General features: G+C 72.0%; 14 protein-coding genes, 1 tRNA gene and 1 pseudogene. 3 read left to right on the top strand and 13 right to left on the bottom strand.

All coding sequences use genetic code 11. The annotated features are described in order from the left end of the window. Positions 1-36: 36 nt before the first annotated feature. From prmC to AB0K43_RS12080, 11 genes are all read right to left on the bottom strand, one after another. A complete protein-coding gene (gene prmC / locus AB0K43_RS12130; protein WP_363638590.1) occupies positions 37-903 on the bottom strand; it encodes a peptide chain release factor N(5)-glutamine methyltransferase in 867 nt (288 codons plus the stop codon). Positions 904-940: 37 nt separating this feature from the next. Next, positions 941-2,017, bottom strand: a complete 1,077-nt coding sequence (prfA, locus tag AB0K43_RS12125) for a peptide chain release factor 1 (protein ID WP_363638588.1) — start codon at positions 2,015-2,017, stop codon at positions 941-943. Positions 2,018-2,145: 128 nt separating this feature from the next. After that, complete coding sequence (rpmE, locus tag AB0K43_RS12120; protein ID WP_363638586.1) at positions 2,146-2,370, bottom strand: 50S ribosomal protein L31; 225 nt, start codon at positions 2,368-2,370, stop codon at positions 2,146-2,148. A 132-nt stretch (positions 2,371-2,502) separates the two neighbouring features. Continuing rightward, positions 2,503-3,726 (bottom strand): LCP family protein, encoded by a 1,224-nt coding sequence (locus AB0K43_RS12115; RefSeq protein WP_363638584.1) that lies wholly within the window; start codon positions 3,724-3,726, stop codon positions 2,503-2,505. Positions 3,727-3,944: 218 nt separating this feature from the next. Beyond that, entirely contained in the window at positions 3,945-6,044 is a 2,100-nt protein-coding gene (rho, locus tag AB0K43_RS12110) for a transcription termination factor Rho (protein ID WP_363638582.1), read from the bottom strand. A gap of 589 nt (positions 6,045-6,633) precedes the next feature. After that, the gene (thrB, locus tag AB0K43_RS12105) at positions 6,634-7,551 is read right to left on the bottom strand and encodes a homoserine kinase (protein WP_350637978.1); all 918 of its coding nucleotides are present in this window, start codon (positions 7,549-7,551) and stop codon (positions 6,634-6,636) included. A 326-nt stretch (positions 7,552-7,877) separates the two neighbouring features. After that, positions 7,878-8,969: a threonine synthase gene (gene thrC / locus AB0K43_RS12100; protein ID WP_363638579.1), complete on the bottom strand. Its 1,092-nt coding sequence runs from the start codon at positions 8,967-8,969 to the stop codon at positions 7,878-7,880. An 8-nt stretch (positions 8,970-8,977) separates the two neighbouring features. After that, positions 8,978-10,270: a homoserine dehydrogenase gene (locus AB0K43_RS12095; protein WP_363638577.1), complete on the bottom strand. Its 1,293-nt coding sequence runs from the start codon at positions 10,268-10,270 to the stop codon at positions 8,978-8,980. Positions 10,271-10,399: 129 nt separating this feature from the next. Next, entirely contained in the window at positions 10,400-11,791 is a 1,392-nt protein-coding gene (gene lysA, locus AB0K43_RS12090) for a diaminopimelate decarboxylase (RefSeq protein WP_363638575.1), read from the bottom strand. 199 nt (positions 11,792-11,990) lie between these two features. Then, on the bottom strand, positions 11,991-13,646 hold the full coding sequence (gene argS, locus AB0K43_RS12085) for an arginine--tRNA ligase (protein WP_363638573.1): 1,656 nt from the start codon (positions 13,644-13,646) through the stop codon (positions 11,991-11,993). 66 nt (positions 13,647-13,712) lie between these two features. Beyond that, the gene (locus AB0K43_RS12080) at positions 13,713-14,195 is read right to left on the bottom strand and encodes a response regulator (RefSeq protein ID WP_363638571.1); all 483 of its coding nucleotides are present in this window, start codon (positions 14,193-14,195) and stop codon (positions 13,713-13,715) included. 157 nt (positions 14,196-14,352) lie between these two features. Here AB0K43_RS12080 and AB0K43_RS12075 point away from each other — a divergent pair. From AB0K43_RS12075 to AB0K43_RS12065, 3 genes and pseudogenes are all read left to right on the top strand, one after another. After that, a tRNA-Arg gene (locus AB0K43_RS12075) sits at positions 14,353-14,424 on the top strand. A gap of 272 nt (positions 14,425-14,696) precedes the next feature. Then, positions 14,697-14,933 (top strand): annotated as a pseudogene (locus tag AB0K43_RS12070) (UTRA domain-containing protein); the annotation flags it as partial. A gap of 32 nt (positions 14,934-14,965) precedes the next feature. Next, the gene (locus tag AB0K43_RS12065; protein ID WP_363638569.1) at positions 14,966-15,724 is read left to right on the top strand and encodes a protein phosphatase 2C domain-containing protein; all 759 of its coding nucleotides are present in this window, start codon (positions 14,966-14,968) and stop codon (positions 15,722-15,724) included. Here the strand turns inward: AB0K43_RS12065 and AB0K43_RS12060 are convergent. Beyond that, the gene (locus tag AB0K43_RS12060) at positions 15,721-16,728 is read right to left on the bottom strand and encodes a serine protease (protein ID WP_363638567.1); all 1,008 of its coding nucleotides are present in this window, start codon (positions 16,726-16,728) and stop codon (positions 15,721-15,723) included. The two genes, AB0K43_RS12065 and AB0K43_RS12060, sit on opposite strands and share 4 nt — an antisense overlap. A gap of 233 nt (positions 16,729-16,961) precedes the next feature. Continuing rightward, positions 16,962-18,458: an MFS transporter gene (locus AB0K43_RS12055; protein WP_363638565.1), complete on the bottom strand. Its 1,497-nt coding sequence runs from the start codon at positions 18,456-18,458 to the stop codon at positions 16,962-16,964. Positions 18,459-18,564: the final 106 nt, after the last annotated feature.

The raw sequence follows: 18,564 nt of genomic DNA, 5'->3' as shown, positions 1-18,564 counted from the left end.
CGACGCCCTGCGGGCTGTCGTGCAGTACCCGACCGTTCACAACGACGCCCTGCGGGCTGTCGTGAACCTGGGCCGGTGGTTCAGGTCGCGGTGGTCGGCGGCGTCGGTCCAGCCGCTCTCCTCCTTGAAGATCCACGGCACCTGACCGCCCTGGGTGTCGGCGTGCTCGATCACCACCGCGCCGCCCGGGCGCAGCAGGCGGGCCGCGACGCGTTCGATGCCGCGGATGGTGTCCAGGCCGTCCTCGCCGGAGAACAGGGACATCTGCGGGTCGTGGTCGCGGGCCTCGGGCGCCACGTACTCCCACTCGGTGAGCGGGATGTACGGCGGGTTGCTGATCACCAGGTCGAAGCGGCCGTCCCAGCCGCGGTCGCCCTCGAAGGCGCGGGTGGCGTCACCGGCGTGCAGGGTGATCCTGGCCCGGTCCGGGCTGGCCGCGATGTTGCGCCGGGTGTACTCCAGGGCGCCCTCGTCCAGCTCGAAGGCGTGCACGGTGGAGCGCGGCAGTTCCTGGGCCAGCGCCAGCGCGATCGCGCCCGAGCCGCTGCACAGGTCGACCACCAGCGGTTCGGCGACGTCCATGTCCCGCACCGCGTCTATGGCCCACTCCACCACGCTCTCGGTCTCCGGCCGCGGCACGAAGACCCCGGGGCCGACCTCCAGCTCCAGGTAGCGGAAGAACGCCCGCCCGGTGATGTGCTGGAGCGGCTCACGCGCCTCGCGGCGGGACACCGCCTCCCAGTAGCGGGCGTCGAAGTCGCCGTCCGGCACGGTGTGCAGCTGGCTGCGCTTGACGTTGTGGATGTACGCCGCCAGCTCCTCCGCGTCGAAGCGCGGCGACGGCACGCCGGCCGCGGCCAACCGCTGGGTGGCCTGGGCCACCTCGGCGAGCAGCAGGTTCATCCGTACACACCCCTGACTCGTGGGCTTGGGCTGGTGCTCAGTTCTCCTGCGCGGCGGCCAGCTTGGCCGCCGCGTCGGCGTCCACGCAGGACTGGATGACCGCGTTCAGGTCACCGTCCAGGACCTGGTCCAGGTTGTAGGACTTGAAGCCGGTCCGGTGGTCCGAGAGGCGGTTCTCCGGGTAGTTGTAGGTCCGGATCCGCTCCGAGCGGTCCACCGTGCGGACCTGGCTGCGGCGCGCGTCCGAGGCCTCCTGCTCGGCGGCCTCCTGCGCTGCGGCCAGCAGCCGCGAACGCAGGATGCGCATCGCCTGCTCCTTGTTCTGCAGCTGGCTCTTCTCGTTCTGGCAGGACGCCACGATACCGGTCGGCAGGTGGGTGATCCGGACCGCGGAGTCGGTGGTGTTCACCGACTGGCCGCCGGGGCCGGACGAGCGGTAGACGTCGATCCGCAGGTCGTTCGCGTGGATCTCCACCTCGACCTCCTCGGCCTCGGGGGTGACCAGCACGCCCGCCGCGGAGGTGTGGATCCGGCCCTGCGACTCGGTGGCCGGCACCCGCTGCACGCGGTGCACGCCGCCCTCGTACTTCAGCCGGGCCCAGACGCCCTGGCCGGGCTCGGTGGTGCCACGGGTCTTCACGGCGACCGAGACGTCCTTGTAGCCGCCGAGGTCGGACTCGTTGGCATCGATCAGCTCGGTCTTCCAGCCCACCCGCTCGGCGAAGCGCAGGTACATCCGCAGCAGGTCGCCGGCGAACAGCGCGGACTCCTCGCCGCCCTCGCCCGCCTTGACCTCCAGGATGACGTCCTTGTCGTCGTTGGGGTCACGCGGCACCAGCAGCAGCCGCAGCTCCTCGGTCAGCTCGTCCCGGCGGGCCTCGGAGGACTTCACCTCGGCGATGAAGTCCGGGTCCTCGGTGGCCAGCTCACGGGCGGCCTCGATGTCCTCGCCGGCGGCGCGCCAGGCGCGGTACGCGACGGTGATCGGGGTGAGCTCGGCGTAGCGCTTGGCGAGCTTGCGGGCGTTGGCCTGGTCGGCGTGGACCGACGGATCGGCCAGCCGCGTCTCGAGGTCGGCGTGCTCGGTGAGGAGCTCTTCGACTGCCTCGAACATGGGGTGGGCCTACTTCCCGTGGGAGCTGGTGGTGCGGGGCGAGAAAGGTGCGCGAGGAGACGCGAACGGCGCCGGCCCCAGCCTCCCCACCGTACGACGGGGACGCTGGAGACCGGCGCCGAGAAGCGCTAGGCCTGGGTGGTGCTGTGCTTCTTGCCGAAGCGGGCCTCGAAGCGGGCCACGCGGCCACCGGTGTCGAGGATCTTCTGCTTGCCCGTGTAGAACGGGTGGCACTGCGAGCAGACCTCGGCGCGGATCTCGCCACTGGTCTCGGTCGAGCGGGTCGTGAACTCGGCGCCGCAGGTGCAGGTCACCTTGGTGAGCACGTACTCGGGGTGAACGTTGGGCTTCAAGGGATTCTCCTAGGTTTCGGGAGGGCACCGGGTCGGCAGCCTGGAGCTGCACGTGAACCGGGACCGACGGACCAGTGTGCCAGCACTGACCGCATCTTCCCAAACCGGGTACATTTCCCGGTTATTCCGGGGCTAGCCGCCGGCCCGACGGGTGCCGGCCGTGGCCGTGGGGGCCGCGGGGGTGGGCGTGGGGGCCGCGGGAGTGGGCGTGCCCGCGGCCGTGGGGCGCGTGGTAGGGCGCGTGGTGGGGCTCTGCGCGGGGTTGGCGGGCTGCGAGCCGGTGACGGACTCCGGGACGGGCCGGTCGGCCTTCAGGGCCGTCCACAGCTGATCCGCCTCGGGGTGCCTGGGCACCACCCGGTTGGGGTCGGCGGGTGCGGTGGCGACCGGCAGGGTGACCATCGTCATCTGGTCCGGCCCGATCCCCTTCAGGGTGTCGACCAGGCCGACCAGGGAGTTGACCGAGCCCAGGTCGGAGTCGGTGGTGACACTGCGGGTGAGCTTGTCCGCGGTGGCCCAGAGCTTGGCCGGATTGGTGGTAAGCCCCGCCCCGTCCACCTGCTTCATGATCGCCTTGACCATCTGCTTCTGCAGCTCGATCCGGCCGAGGTCGCTGCCGTCCCCCACCCCGTGCCTGGTCCGGACGAAGGCGAGCGCCTGGTCCCCGTCCAGGTGGCTGGTGCCGGCCGGCAGCTTCAGCCCACTGTCCTGGTCGGTGATGGCCACCGAGGTGGTCACGGTGACCCCGCCGATGGTGTCTATCAGGTCCGCGAAGCCGGCGAAGTCGATCTGGACGAAGTGGTCCATCCGCATCCCGGTGAGCTGCTCGGTGGTCTTCACGGCGCAGACCGGGCCGCCGACCTCGAAGGCCGAGTTGAACATCGCGCTGCGGGCGGCCGGCACCGCCTTGCCGTCCGGCGCCGTGCAGGCCGGCCGGGCGACCAGGGTGTCCCGGGGGATGCTCACCACCGCGGCGTGGGTGTGGGCCTGGTCGATGTGCACCACCATCGCGGTGTCCGAACGGGCCGTCCCCTCGACGGCGCCGCCGGCCAGCGCTCCGTTGGCACCGCCGCGCGAGTCGGAACCGAGCACCAGCAGGTTGAACGAGCCGTCGGTGGCGGCCGGCGGCCGGGCCTGGCCCAGCTGGCCGTCGATGTCGACGCTGTGGATGTTCCCGTTCAGCTTCAGGTAGGCGTATCCACCCGCCCCGGCCGCGACCAGCACCAGGGCGCACGCGGCGATCACGAGGTTGCGGGTCAGCCGGCGGCGGGGGGAGCCCTGCGGGGCCTTGCGGTGGGTCCCGCTCTGCGAGCGGCGGAAGCGTGGCCGCCTGGGCTCGTCCTTCGGTGCGGCCATCTCGCCTCCTCGTCGCTCGCAGCGACCTCGGTCGGGCATGCCGTGCTGGCCGGTATGACCGACATTTCGAGGATAAGCGCATCGAATGACCTTTAGTCCCTTTTGGGGCCCTCCCCCGCCCTTTCTCAGACACTCCTCACCGAGGGCCGGCAGCGCCCGGACAAGCCGAGGGCCCCGGACCGCAGTGCGGTCCGGGGCCCGGTCGGCCGTTCCTCGGGTCAGTCGCCGGAACCAGGGGTGGTCTTGGCGATCTGCATCAGGAACTCGGCGTTGCTCTTGGTCTGCTTCATCTTGTCCAGGAGCAGCTCGATGGCCTGCTGCGAGTCGAGCGCGTGCAGCACCCGGCGGAGCTTCCAGGTGATCGCGAGCTCGTCGTTGCCGAGCAGGATCTCCTCCTTGCGGGTGCTGGACGCGTCGACGTCCACCGCGGGGAAGATCCGCTTGTCGGAGAGCTTGCGGTCGAGCTTGAGCTCCATGTTGCCGGTGCCCTTGAACTCCTCGAAGACCACCTCGTCGGCCCGGGAGCCGGTCTCCACCAGCGCGGTGGCGAGGATGGTCAGCGAGCCGCCGTTCTCGATGTTGCGCGCGGCACCGAAGAACTTCTTCGGCGGGTAGAGCGCGGTCGAGTCGACACCACCGGACAGGATGCGGCCGGAGGCCGGCGCCGCCAGGTTGTAGGCACGGCCCAGGCGGGTGATCGAGTCGAGCAGGATCACCACGTCGTGGCCCAGCTCCACCAGGCGCTTGGCGCGCTCGATGGCCAGCTCCGCGACCACGGTGTGGTCCTCGGCCGGGCGGTCGAAGGTCGAGGAGATGACCTCGCCCTTCACCGACCGCTGCATGTCGGTGACCTCTTCCGGACGCTCGTCGACCAGGACGACCATCAGGTGGCACTCGGGGTTGTTGTGGGTGATCGCGTTGGCGATCGCCTGCATGATCATGGTCTTGCCGGTCTTCGGCGGGGCCACGATCAGACCGCGCTGGCCCTTGCCGATCGGCGACACGAGGTCGATGATGCGGGTGGTCAGCACGCCCGGGTCGGTCTCCAGGCGCAGGCGCTCCTGCGGGTACAGCGGGGTCAGCTTGCCGAACTCGGGGCGGCCGCGGCCGCTGTCCGGGTCCATGCCGTTGACGGAGTCCAGGCGCACCAGGGCGTTGAACTTCTCGCGGCGCTCGCCGTCCTTGGGCTGGCGCACCGCGCCGGTGATGGCGTCGCCCTTGCGCAGGCCGTGCTTGCGCACCTGGGCGAGCGAGACGTAGACGTCGTTGGAGCCCGGCAGGTAGCCGGAGGTCCGGACGAAGGCGTAGTTGTCGAGGATGTCGAGGATGCCCGCGACCGGGATCAGGACATCGTCGTCGCCGACCACCGGCTCCGGGGCACCGGTGCCCTCGAAGCCCTCACGGCGACGGCCACGGCGGTCGCGGTAGCGGCCGCGACGGCCACGACGGCCGTCACCGAACTCGTCGTCGTCGTAACCGCCGGCCTGCTGCTGCTGCCCGGCCGGCTGGCTCTGGCGCGGGGCCTGGCCGCCGTCCTGCGCGCCGCCCTGCTGGCCGCCCTGGCGCTCGCTGCGCTCGGGCCGCTCGGTGCTGCGGTCGCGCTCGCGGCGGTTGCGGCGGTCCCGGCGGGACTCGCGGGAGTCGCCGTCCTGGGCCTCGGTGGTCTCCGGACGCTCGGCCCCGCCCTCACGGCGGTCCCGGCGGTCGCGGCGGTCGCGGCGCTCGGTGCGGGCCTCGCCCTCGAAGCCGCGCTGCTCGGTCCTGGTCTCGGCCTTGGCCTCGGCGACCACGGCACCGGCCTGCTCGGCGGCGACGGCGTCCGCGGTGGGGGCACCGGCGGCCGAGGTGGCCCGGCGACGGGTGCGCTCGGTGCGGGCGGGCGCGGTGGTCTCGGCGGCGGCCTGGACCGGGATGTCGATCTGCGGCTGGGCCTCGACGGCCGGAGCGGCGGCGGCGCGGGTGCGCCGGGCCGGCTTCTCCTCGACCGCGGCAGCCTCGGCCGGGGCCTCGTCGGCGACCGGGGCGGCGGCCTTGGCGGCCTTCTTGGCGGCGGCCGGCGCGGGTGCGGCGGCGGAGCCGGCGAGCAGCGGGTCGCCGCCGCTCTTGTCCTTGATGGCCTCGATCAGCTGGCTCTTGCGCATGCGTCCGGTACCGCTGATTCCGAGAGTCGAGGCGAGCTTCTGAAGCTCGGCCAGGACCAGGCCGTCCAGGCCCGCGGCAGCGCTACGACGGCGCCGTGCCGGGGCCGCGGGGGCGGCGGCTGCGTCCGACGCCTCGGCGTCCGGGCGCGCGCCCATCAGATCGGTGGTGTCGCTCACTAAGGGTCCTTCCCTGGAGCGGACGTCGGCCTGTCTGGCTCGGCGACCGGTTGTGCTGTCCTGACCAACGTCTGTTCGCGCTGGTCCGAGGCGGGATTCCCCCGAACGGCTGATCCGATCGGGAGAACTGCGAAGTGCGGTGCACTGTGGTGCGAAGTGGCGCGTACGGCCGGGCTCTGTTGCCGACCTTGCTGCCTGCGATACCCGGGCCCCCGTCGCGTTCCGGCACCCAGGGCGCTGCCCGTCCGGGCCTCAGTCTGGAGGCTGCGGGTGGGAGTCAGGTGCCTTCACGGCTTCGGGATGCGCCGCAGACGCGCAGGCAGGCTGCGTACGCGCTGTGGTGGGCTCCCGGAGAATCGTGGTCCCGCGCTTCCGCAGCTCACCCGATACGGCTGTCGGGCCGTGCAGGCGGGATGTCGGGATCGGGACGCAACGCACCGCGCCCCGGAGGGCACCTGGTGCAGCATTGAGGTTAACACTACCGACCCCCTGACACATTCCCCAGCCCTGTCCTTGTCAATCGTGTCCGTCCGGCGAATCCGGGCGGATACGTATTGGCTGCTCAGCCCGGCGTGCGCCCCGCGCGCCGTCACATCTCCAGCGGCAGGACGCGGGCTCCGGCGCGGTCGAGCTCCAGCCGGTGCGCGGCGAAGCCCGGGCCGGCGAAGTGCAGCACCTTGTCGGCGCCCGCCTCGTCGGTCAGCGCCAGCACGGTCGGGCCGGCGCCCGAGATGACGGCCGGGAAGCCCTCGTTGCGCAGGGTGGCCACCAGGGCGGCGCTGTCCGGCATCGCCGAGGCCCGGTAGTCCTGGTGCAGGCGGTCCTCGGTGGCGGTCAGCAGCAGCTCGGGGCGCCGGGTGAGCGCCTCGACCAGCAGCGCCGCCCGGCCCGCGTTGACGGCGGCGTCGGCCAGCGGCACGGTCCTGGGCAGCAGTCCCCGCGCGGTCTCGGTGAGCACCTCGGTGGAGGGCACGAAGACGATCGGCACGACCTGGGTGGAGGGCTCCAGCACGATGGTCCGGGCGCCGTCCTCCTCCGTCCAGGCCACGGTGAAGTTGCCGCGCAGGCAGGCGGCGACGTTGTCGGGGTGGCCCTCCAGCTCCGAGGCGAGGACCAGCAGAGCGTCGTCGTCCAGCAGGTTCTGGCCGCCGATGGTGACGGCGCGGGCGGCCACCAGGCCGGCGCAGATGGCTGCCGACGAGGAACCGAGGCCCCGGCCGTGCGGTATCCGGTTGGCACAGACCACCTCCAGGCCGCGCGGCTGGCCGCCGAGGCGGTCGAAGGCGGCACGCAGGGAGCGGACCACCAGGTGGCGCTCGTCCCGGGCCAGGTTCTCCGCACCCTCACCGGCGATGTCGACGGTGAGTCCGGAGTCGGCGACCCGGACGACGACGTCGTCGTAGAGGCCCAGGGCGAGTCCGAAGGCGTCGAAGCCCGGGCCGAGGTTGGCGCTGGTCGCGGGAACCCGGACCCTGACGGCGGCAGCGCGGAACGCGGGACCGGCCATGTGGTTGGTGTCTCCTGGGGAGTGGGACGGCCCGGTTGCGTACGGGCCAGTGGTACGGCGGCGGGACCTGCCCGGCAGACTCCGACGGAGCGGGCAACCGCAGGCCGAAGGCGCGGCCCGCCAGGGGCCAGACTATCGAAGAGAGGTTCCAGAGCGGTACACCCCGCTCCCGTTCGATCTGCCGTGTTGCCGGTTGTGGCCGGAAACCGCACGGAAAACTGCAGGGAAAACGGCAGCGAACCGACACCGAAAGTGTCATTCGGACACCAATGGTGGGCCGACCCCCGAACGGGGCGGCCCACCATTGACGTACTGTCAGGCGCGGATCAGTCGAGCAGCCCGAGCCGGACCGCGGCCGCCTCGGCGTCGATCGGCACGATCTGCGGCTGCGGCGCGCCGGCCACCGCCCAGTCCGGGTCCTTCAGGCCGTTCCCGGTGACGGTGCAGACGATCCGCTGGCCCGGGTCGACCAGGCCGGCCTCCGCCTTGGCCAGCAGGCCGGCCACCGAGGCGGCCGAGGCGGGCTCCACGAACACGCCCTCCTGGGAGGCCAACAGCCGGTAGGCGGACAGGATCTGACGATCCGTCACCTTGTCGATGAGGCCGCCGGACTCGTCCCGGGCGGCCAGCGCGAAGTCCCAGGAGGCCGGGTTGCCGATCCGGATCGCGGTGGCGATGGTCTGCGGCTTGAGCACCGGGGCGCCGTCCACGATCGGGGCCGAGCCGGACGCCTGGAAGCCCCACATCCGCGGCGTCCGGGTGGCCAGACCGTCCGCGGCGTACTCGCGGTAGCCCTTCCAGTACGCGGTGATGTTGCCCGCGTTGCCGACCGGCAGGACGTGGATGTCGGGGGCCTCGCCGAGCATGTCGACGATCTCGAAGGCCGCGGTCTTCTGGCCCTCGATCCGCACCGGGTTCACCGAGTTGACCAGGGCGACCGGGTACTTCTCGGACAGTTCACGCGCGAGGGTGAGGCAGTCGTCGAAGTTTCCGTCCACCTGGAGGATCTTCGCGCCGTGCACCAGCGCCTGGCCCATCTTGCCGAGTGCGATCTTGCCCTGCGGCACCAGCACGGCCGAGACCATGCCGGCGCGCACCGCGTACGCCGCGGCCGAGGCCGAGGTGTTGCCGGTGGAGGCGCAGATGACGGCCTGGGCGCCGTCCTCCTTGGCCTTGGAGATCGCCATCGTCATACCGCGGTCCTTGAAGGACCCGGTCGGGTTGGCGCCCTCGACCTTGAGGTAGACCTCGCAGCCGGTGCGCTCGGACAGCACCTGGGCGGGGACGAGCGGCGTGCCGCCCTCCAGCAGGGTGACCACGGGGGTGGCGGCGCTCACCGGAAGGCGGTCGCGGTACTCCTCGATGAGACCGCGCCACTGGTGGGTGTGACCGCTGACTCTGTCGATGACGGCGTTCATGGCTGTTCCTACTCCCCTTCAACCCGCATGATGCTGGCCACGTCGCGCACGCTGTCCAGCGCGCGCAGCTTGTCGACCGTCGCCGACAGCGCGGCGTCGGTGGCGCGGTGGGTGACCACCACGAGCGAGGCGTCGCCGTCCCGGCCCTGCTGGCGCACGGTGTCGATGGACACCCCGTGCTCGGCGAAGGTGGAGGCGACCTGGGCGAGCACGCCCGCGCGGTCGTCCACGTCCAGGCTGACGTGGTACCGGGTGACGACCTCGTCCATCGGCTTGGCCGGCAGCCGGGTGTAGAGCGAGTCGCCCGGCCCGGTGGCGCCGTTCAGCCGGTTGCGGCAGACCGCGACCAGGTCGCCGAGCACCGCGGAGGCGGTCGGCGCACCGCCGGCGCCCGGACCGTAGAACATCAGCCGGCCGGCCGCCTCGGCCTCCACGAAGACCGCGTTGTAGGCCTCGCGGACGGAGGCCAGCGGGTGGCTGAGCGGGATCATCGCGGGGTGCACCCGGGCGGTCACCGACCCGCCGTCGGTGGCCCGCTCGCAGATCGCGAGCAGCTTGACCACGCAGCCCATCTGCTTGGCGGAGGCGATGTCGGCGGCGGTGACCTCGGTCAGGCCCTCGCGGTAGACGTCCGCGGCGGTGACCTTGGTGTGGAAGGCGATGCCGGCCAGGATCGCGGCCTTCGCGGCGGCGTCGAAGCCCTCCACGTCGGCGGTCGGGTCGGCCTCGGCGTACCCCAGCGCGGTGGCCTCCTCCAGCGCCTCGGAGTACCCGGCGCCGGTGGTGTCCATCTTGTCCAGGATGAAGTTGGTGGTGCCGTTGACGATGCCCAGCACCCGGTTGACCTTGTCACCGGCCAGCGACTCGCGCAGCGGGCGGATCAGCGGGATGGCGCCGGCCACGGCGGCCTCGTAGTACAGGTCCACCCCGGCCTTGGCCGCCGCCTCGTGCAGCTCGGCGCCGTCCTGGGCGAGCAGCGCCTTGTTGGCGGAGACCACCGAGGCGCCCTTGCCGATGGCCGAGAGGATGAGGTGCTTGGACGGCTCGATGCCGCCCACCACCTCGATCACCACGTCGATGTCGCCCCGGGTGACCAGGGCCTCGGCATCGGTGGTCAGCAGGTGCTCGGGCACCCCCGGGCGGGCCCGGCCGGTGCGGCGGACGGCGATGCCCACGAGCTCCACGGGCGCGCCGATCCGCGCGGCGAGGTCGTCGGCGGTCGTCGTCATGATGCGCGCCACCTCGGAGCCCACCACACCACAGCCCAGCAACGCCACCTTCAGCGGGCGCGTACGCATCATCCGACTCCGCTCTGCATTCTCGGTCTCCGACGGCGCTCGGTCGGCATCCATCGGTATTCGGTCTCTACCAGTCTCGGGGACTTTCCGCACAGATCTACGGTCGTTCCATGATCTGAGACAAGGATTTCGTCATCCGATATCCAGCCGCAGAAGATCCTCTTCCGTCTCGCGCCGGACGATCACCCGGGCCCGGCCGTCCAGGACGGCCACCACCGGAGGCTTGAGGGCGTGGTTGTAGTTGCTCGCCATCGAGCGGCAGTACGCACCGGTGGCCGGTACGGCGATCAGGTCGCCGGGAGCCAGGTCCTCGGGCAGGAAGGCGTCCCGGACCAGGATGTCGCCCGACTCGCAGTGCTTGCCCACCACGCGGGACAGCATCGGGCCGGCCGCAGTGGTCCGCGAGACCAGGGCCACCGAGTACTCGGCGTCGTACAGCGCGGTGCGGATGTTGTCCGACATCCCGCCGTCCACGCTGACGTAGGTGCGCAGGCCCTCCAGGTGCTTCACGGTGCCCACCTCGTAGAGCGTGCAGGTGGTCGGGCCGACGATCGCCCGGCCCGGTTCGACCGAGAGCCGGGGGGCCTCCAGCCGGGCGGCCGCGCACTCGCGGTGGACGATCGCGGCCAGCGAGGCGGCGATCTCGGCCGGCTCGCGCGGGTCGTCCTCACTGGTGTAGGCGATGCCCAGGCCGCCACCGAGGTCGATCTCCGGCAGCTCGATCCCGTGCTCGTCGCGGATCTCGGCCAGCAGGCCGACCACCCGGCGGGCGGCCACCTCGAAGCCGGCGGTGTCGAAGATCTGCGAGCCGATGTGGGAGTGGATGCCGCGCAGTTCGAGGCTGCCGTGGGCCAGCACCCGGCGGACCGCCTCCAGCGCGGCGCCGCCGGTCAGCGAGAGGCCGAACTTCTGGTCCTCGTGCGCCGTGGCGATGAACTCGTGGGTGTGCGCCTCGACCCCGACCGTCACCCGGATCAGCACCGGCTGGCGCACCCCTTGGCCGGCCGCGACCTCGGCCAGCCGCTCGATCTCCTGGTAGGAGTCGACGACGATGTGGCCGACCCCGGCCTTGACCGCCTGCTCCAGCTCGGCCGGCGCCTTGTTGTTGCCGTGCAGCGCGATCCGCTCGGCCGGCATCCCGGCCGCCAGCGCCACCGCCAGCTCGCCGGAGCTGCACACGTCGAGGTTCAGCCCCTCCTCGTGCAGCCAGCGCACCACGGCCTTGGAGAGGAAGGCCTTGCCCGCGTAGTACACGTCGGCGCCAGGGCCGAAGGCGTCCCGCCAGGCCCGGGCCCGGGCCCGGAAGTCCGCCTCGTCCAGCAGGTACGCCGGGGTGCCGAACTCGGCGGCGAGCGCGCGCACGTCGAGGCCGCCGACGGTGACCACGCCGTGCTCGTCACGGGCGACGGTGGCCGACCAGACCTTGGGGTCCAGTGCGTTGAGGTCGCTCGGCGGGGCCTGGTAGTGGCCCTCGGTCAGCACATCGCCGTGGCGGGGGCCTGCGGGGTGGGCGGAGCGGCTCATCCGGTGCCTCTTCCTGTGCTGGTGGTGCTGCGCTGTTCCGGTGCCGGCCGGGTGCTGGACCGGCCGTGCCGGTGCCGGCCGGGTGCTGTGCCGGCGTGGCCCGTGATGACCCGGCCGGGCGGCCGGGTGCTGTGCGAAGGGGCGGTGACCGTCCTGATGGACCGTCACCGCCCCCCTTGGCGCTGGGAGTTGCCGGCCGCTACATCCGCTCGGGGGCGGATACGCCGAGCAGCGTCAGACCGTTGGCGATCACCGTACGCGTCGCGTCGGCCAGCCAGAGGCGGGCGTGCGTGAGCTCGGTGACCTCCTCGTCGCCCTTGGGCAGGATCTGGCAGTGGTCGTAGAACCGGTGGTAGTCCCGGGCCACGTCCTCCAGGTAGCGGGCGACCCGGTGCGGCTCGCGCAGCTCACCCGCGGCGGCCAGCACCCGGGGGAACTCGCCGAGCTGGCCGAGCAGCGTGGACTCCCACTCGGTGGCGAGCAGCTCCGGCTGGAAGTCCGCGGCCTTGGTGATGCCCAGGTCGTTGGCCTTGCGCTGGACGCCGCACATCCGGGTGTGCGCGTACTGGACGTAGAAGACCGGGTTCTCGTTGGTCTGGCTGGTCAGCACGTTGATGTCGAGCGTGATGGTGGAGTCGGTGGGCGAGCGCACCAGGGTGTACCGGGCCGCGTCCACGCCGATCCACTCGACCACGTCGTCGATGGTGATGATGTTGCCGGCCCGCTTGGACATCCGGACTTCTTCGCCGTCCCGGACCATCTTCACGAACTGGCCGATCTTCACCTCGATGTTGCGGTCCATGTCGTCGCCCGCGCAGGCGACGATGGCCTTGAGGCGGTTGACGTAGCCGTGGTGGTCGGCGCCGAGCATGTAGACCGAGACCTCGCTGCCCCGGTCCCGCTTGCTCAGGTAGTACGCGGCGTCGGCGGCGAAGTAGGTGGTCTCGCCGTCGGCCTTGATCAGGACGCGGTCCTTGTCGTCGCCGAAGTCGGTGGTGCGCAGCCAGATCGCGCCGTCCCGGTCGAAGACGTGGCCCTGCTCGCGCAGCCGCTCGATGGCCTTCTCGACGGCGCCCGACTCGTGCAGCGTCTTCTCGGAGAACCAGACGTCGAAGTGGGTGCCGAACTCCTCCATCGAGCGCTGGATCTCGCCGACCATGAGCTCCAGGCCCTTGGTCCGGAAGGCCTGCAGCTGCTCGTCCTCGGGCAGGTCGAGGATGCCGGGGACGCCGTCGGTGATCGCCTTGGCGATGTCGACGATGTACTCGCCGACGTAGCCGCCCTCGGGGGCCGGCCGGCCGTTGGCGACCGCCTGCAGCGAGGCGGCGAACTTGGTGATCTGCACGCCGGCGTCGTTCAGGTAGTACTCGGTGGTGACCTCGGCGCCGGTCGCCTTGAGCACCCGGGCCAGCGAGTCGCCGACGGCCGCCCAGCGGACGCCGCCGATGTGGATCGGGCCGGTCGGGTTGGCCGAGACGAACTCCAGGTTGATCTTCAGGCCCTTGAGCGCCTCGTTGCGGCCGTACGCCTCACCGGCCTCGACGATCGTCCGCGCCAGTTCGCCCTGGGTCGCGGCGTCCAAGGTGACGTTCATGAAACCCGGCCCGGCGATGTCGACCTTGGCGACCCCGGGCAGCTCTCGCAGGCGGGCGGCGACCAACTCGGCCACGGCTCGCGGCGGCTGACCGGCCGGCTTCGCGAGCTGGAGGGCCACGTTCGTCGCGTAATCGCCGTGGTCCCTGTTCTTGGGCCGCTCGACCGTCACGTGCTCGGGCACGGCGACGGCCAGGTCGCCTGCCTCAACGGCGGCGCTCACGGCGGCCAGGACTGCCTGGGAAAGCTCTGCGGGTGTCACGAGCCCAAGGGTAGGCGAGAGGGGGGAGGGGGCCGCCACCCGGTTTGCCGGTTGAGACGTCGGCCATCAGGGGTAACTCTCCCCCACGGCGCCCTGTTCGCCCACAGCGGAATCCCTCCGGGTGGGCGCGCCGACGCCGAATCCGTACGCGAAGCCGCCCGCCCGGCCGGCCGCACCGAGCTGCCGCAGCCGGTCGACCAGGGCCAGCAGCTCGGCCGGGTCGAAGGGCTTGGCGAGGTAGCCGTCCACCCCGACCGCCTCCCCGCGGCGCAGGTCCGCCGGGGTGCAGGCGCTGATGATCGCGATCGGCAGCCGCCGGGTCTCGGGGGCGGCCCGCAGCCGGGCGGCGGTCCGCAGACCGTCCAGCCGGGGCATCATCACATCGAGGGTCACCACGTCGGGCGCGACCCGGCGCACCACTTCGAGGCACTCCGCACCGTCGGCAGCAGTCACCACCTCGAAGCCCTCCAGCTCCAGGTTGACTCTGATCAGCTGGCGGATCACCTCGCTGTCGTCCACCACGAGGACCCGCCCCGACGCTCCCGGCACATCACCGAGGGTAGCCGCGCACCTGTCACCCCGTCCGGGCTTTGGCCAGAGCCGGCCGGAGCCACCGTCCGGACGCTCCGTGGAAACCCGTGCACGGAGCACGCCGCGGGCCTGGTAATGTTCTCCACGTCGCAAGGAACACCGCGACACACAGCAGGCCCCCGTAGCTCAGGGGATAGAGCACCGCCCTCCGGAGGCGGGTGCGCAGGTTCGAATCCTGCCGGGGGCACTTCGCAAGAAGTGCAACGATGGCCCAGTTCAGCGGATGGTCGCCGCCGAGCTGGGCCTTCGTCATGTCCGGGGCCTGTTGCGGCCCGTGCCGGTCACGCGACGTCCCTGACGGTCACCGGGTCGGTGGAGACCAGCAGCTCGGGCACGCTGTGCGGCCCCGATCTCGCCAACCGGAACCGTCGCGGGCGGACCCGGGACGGTCACCACCCGGAACTCGGTGAACGGCAACCGGACCGGCGTCCACACCGCCAGCTCGGCGGCGGGGGATTCCCGGGTGGCACCTACGCGCGGCTGGCCGAGGTGGGCGCGCGGCCCGTTCGGTTCCGGGAGGAGATCCGCTCCCGGATGCCCGTGGCGGACGAGGCTCTGCGGCTGGGGCTGGCCGCCGGGATGCCGGTCGTGCTGGTGTGTCGTACTGCGTTCACCTCGGGCGGGCAGGCTGTGGAGATCAACGAGATGGTGCTGGACGCGGCGGCGTACGTGCTGGAGTACGAGTTCGACGCCTGAGCGCCTGGGTACAGCAGCGCAGGAGGGGTGCCGTGCAGATCAGTTCGGTGTGCGTGGGGGTTGCGGGCGGTCCGGGCAACGAGGACTTCGTGCTGGTTGGTGGGCGGTTCGTGGTGGTGCTGGACGGGGCCACGGCCAATGGGCTGCCGACCGGGTGCGAGCACGGGGTGGGGTGGCTGGTCGGGCGGCTCGGAGGGGCGCTCGCCTCGGTGCTGGTGGAGGAGCCGGGGCTGGACCTGCGGGAGGTGCTGCGGGAGGGGATCGCCCGGGCCTGCGCGCTGCATCCGCGGTGCGATCTGGCCAATCCGGACAGCCCGTCGAGCACGGTGGCCCTGGTGCGGGAGCACGACGGGTGGCTGGACTGCCTGACGCTGGCCGATTCGCCGGTGGTGGTGGAGACGGTGGACGGCGCGGTGACGGCGATCGTCGACGACCGGCTGGAGCGGTTGCCGCCGATGGAGCGGGAGGCGGTGAGCCGGCTGCGGAACACCGACGCGGGGTTCTGGGTGGCGAGCACCCGGCCCGAGGCGGCCGACCGGGCGGTGACGCGGCGCTACCGGACCGCCGAGGTACGGAGCTTCGCGCTGCTCAGCGACGGGGTGACCCGGCTGGTCGAGCGGTTCGGCTGGAGCTGGGAGCAGCTGATGGAGACGCTGGAGAAGCAGGGCCCGGGCGAGGTGGTGCGCGCCGTGCGGGAGGCCGAACTGGCCATGTCGGAGGGCGGTTTCCTGGGCAAGCGGCACGACGACGCGACGGCGGTGTTCGGGTTGGCGGGCCCGGCCGGGCGCTAGCCGGCGGCGGCGAGGGCCTTCCGGTAGAGGTCGCCGACGGTCTTGCCGAAGGTGGCGCTGTAGGAGGTGTCGTCGGTGTCGCCGCCCTGCTGGTAGCCGCCGATGACGCCGATCACCTGCCCGTCGCTGGTGTCGATCCACGGGCCGCCGCTGGTGCCGCCGGGGAAGGACGGGCAGTCGATCCGGCGCTGGGTGCTGTTCTTGCGGGTGGTGTCGTTGGTACACAGGATCGGGGCCTCGGAGCCGTCGGGGTAGCCGTAGAGGCGGACCTTGGCGGTGCCGGTGGCGTCCAGACCGAGGGGGTTGCCGCCGACCACGTCCTCGATGCTCCGGCCGCCGAGCGGGGCGATCCGCAGGATGGCGAAGTCCTCGTCCACGTCGCCGTCCTCGCGCCAGCCGTCCGTGGTGAACACCGCGCTGACCTGCCAACTGCCGTACGGCGCCTTGCCGTCGCGGTAGCCGGGGGCGAACCGCAGTCCGGCGGTGTCGGAGACGCAGTGGGCGGCGGTGAGCACCAGGTCCTTGGTGTCGCTGTGGATGACACTGGCCGTGCAGTCGTGGTTGCCGGCCTTGACGGCTCCGCCGAACAGCGCGCCGACTCGGTCGGTCTCCGTGCCGGCGGGTGCCGTGTCGGTGCTCCCGTCGCCGCGGTACAGGGTGGCCTTCTCGCCCTGGTGGCCGGAACCGGCGGTCGGGACGGTGACCGAGCGGGCGGCCGGGCCGCCGTCGCCGCCGGACGGGTCCGCGGAGACCTCCGGCGAGGCGGCGGTGGCAGCGGGGGCGGCAGCGGACGTGGCAGCGGAGGCCGAGGGGGAATCGGAGGCATCGGCAGGGCCGGTGGCCCCGGCGCTGACGGCGGACGCGTCCGCCGGGCGGCGGGCGGCGGCGATCTGCGGGGCGAGCGTGTTGACGCCCGCGATCGCGCCCGCCAGGCCCAGGGCCAGCAGGGAGGTCACCGCCACCGGGCGGCGCACCCGGCGCCGCTTCTCACCTCGACGGTCCATCAGCTGCTCCATTCCCGCCCGGGATCAGGGACCCTGTCGCACCGTGTTCGGCGCGTACATTCACGTTATGGGCTGCCGAGGTGGGAAGGGGATGATCCGCCCCTGGGAGACTCGTGAGAATCGGCCGGCCGGTCGTTCGTCCACCCCTCGCCCGCCGGGGCCAGCGTAGTGCCCCGCCCGGCGCTCGGGCCGGGCGGGGACGGCGGGTCGCCGGTGGTCAAGAGGCGTCCGCCTCAGGCCAGTACCTGGGCCTCGGACTCGGCGCCCTTCTTGGTGGCTTCGCCGGGCGCCGGCCGGTGGTTGATCAGCAGGAAGGCGATCACGGCCGCTCCGATCAGGATGCCCATCGCGACGCCGGTGGCCACCGCGTAGCCGTGCACCGCACCTTGGGCCTGGACCAGTGGGTCGGCGGCGTTGCGGGTGGCCAGGTAGGTGGTGGTGACGCTGGCCGCGATGGTGTTCAGCAGGGCGATGCCGATCGATCCGCCGACCTGCTGCGAGGAGTTGATGGTGGCGGAGGCCGCGCCGACCTCGTCGGGTGCGACCCCGAGGGTGGCCAGGCTCATCGACGGCATGAACACCAGGCCCATGCCGAGGCCGAGCAGGATCTCGGCGGGCAGCACCAGGCCCGCGTACGAGCTGTCGACCTTCATCTGGGTCAGCAGGGCCATGCCGGCGGCGGCCAGCAGCAGCCCCGGGACGATCAGGGCGCGGGAGGGGATCCTGGTCATCAGCCGGGCCGCGATGCCGGTCGAGCTGAGGATGATCGCGCCGACCATCGGCAGGAAGGCGACGCCCGCCATCACCGGCGAGTATCCCTTCACCACCTGCAGGTAGTAGGTCAGGAAGAGGAACAGGCCGAACATCCCGACCACCGCGAGGCCCACCGACAGCGCGGCGCCGCCGCGGTTGCGGTCGCCGACGATGTGCGTCGGCAGCAGGGCGTGCGGGGTGCGCCGCTCCACCAGCGCGAAGATCGCCAGCAGGGCGACACCGCCCAGCAGGCAGGTCAGCACCAGCCAGTCGCCCCAACCGCGGGACTCCGCCTCCGAGGTGCCGAAGACGATGGCCAGCAGGCCGCCGCAGCCGAGGAAGGCACCCGGCAGGTCCAGCCTGACCCGGTGGCTCTTGTCGATGTGGTCGCGCCTGAGCAGCGAGTACGCGCCGAGCGCCGCCGCGATCGAGACCGGGACGTTGACGAACAGGCACCAGCGCCAGTCCAGGTACTCGGTGAGCAGGCCACCCGCGATCAGGCCGATGCCCGCGCCGGCACCGGCGATCGCGCCGAAGATGCCGAAGGCGGTCGCCCGCTCGCGGGGGTTGGTGAAGGTGGTGGACAGCAGGCCCAGCGCGGAGGGCGCGAGCAGCGCGCCGAAGGCGCCCTGCAGGGCGCGGGCCGCGAAGAGCATGGTCGGGTCGACCGCGAAGCCGCCCAGTGCGGAGGCGGCGGCGAAGCCGAGCAGACCGATGGTGAAGGTCCGTTTGCGGCCGTAGAGGTCGCCGATCCGGCCGCCGAGCAGCAGCAGGCCACCGAAGGCGAGGGTGTACGCCGTGATCACCCATTGCCGGTTGCCGTCGGATATGCCCAGGTCCTTCTGCGCCGATGGCAGCGCGATGTTCACGATGGTCGCATCGAGCACGATCATCAGCTGGGCGATCGCGATCACGGCCAGCGCCCACCAGCGGCGTGGATCGGCCGCTTGGACGTCTGGGGTGGGCTGAGAGGACACCGTAGGCCGCCTTCCGGAGGGAACTGGGCTCGGGCGCGCGCAGCGCTCCTTACCAGAGAAGCTCTCGGATGGACGATGGGCAAGGCGATATCCGCGTTTATGTCAG

Source organism: Kitasatospora sp. NPDC049258, assembly GCF_040678895.1.
GTDB lineage: Bacteria > Actinomycetota > Actinomycetes > Streptomycetales > Streptomycetaceae > Kitasatospora.
Note: the sequence above shows the minus strand (reverse complement) of the source record. Positions and strands in the feature narration are given on the sequence as shown.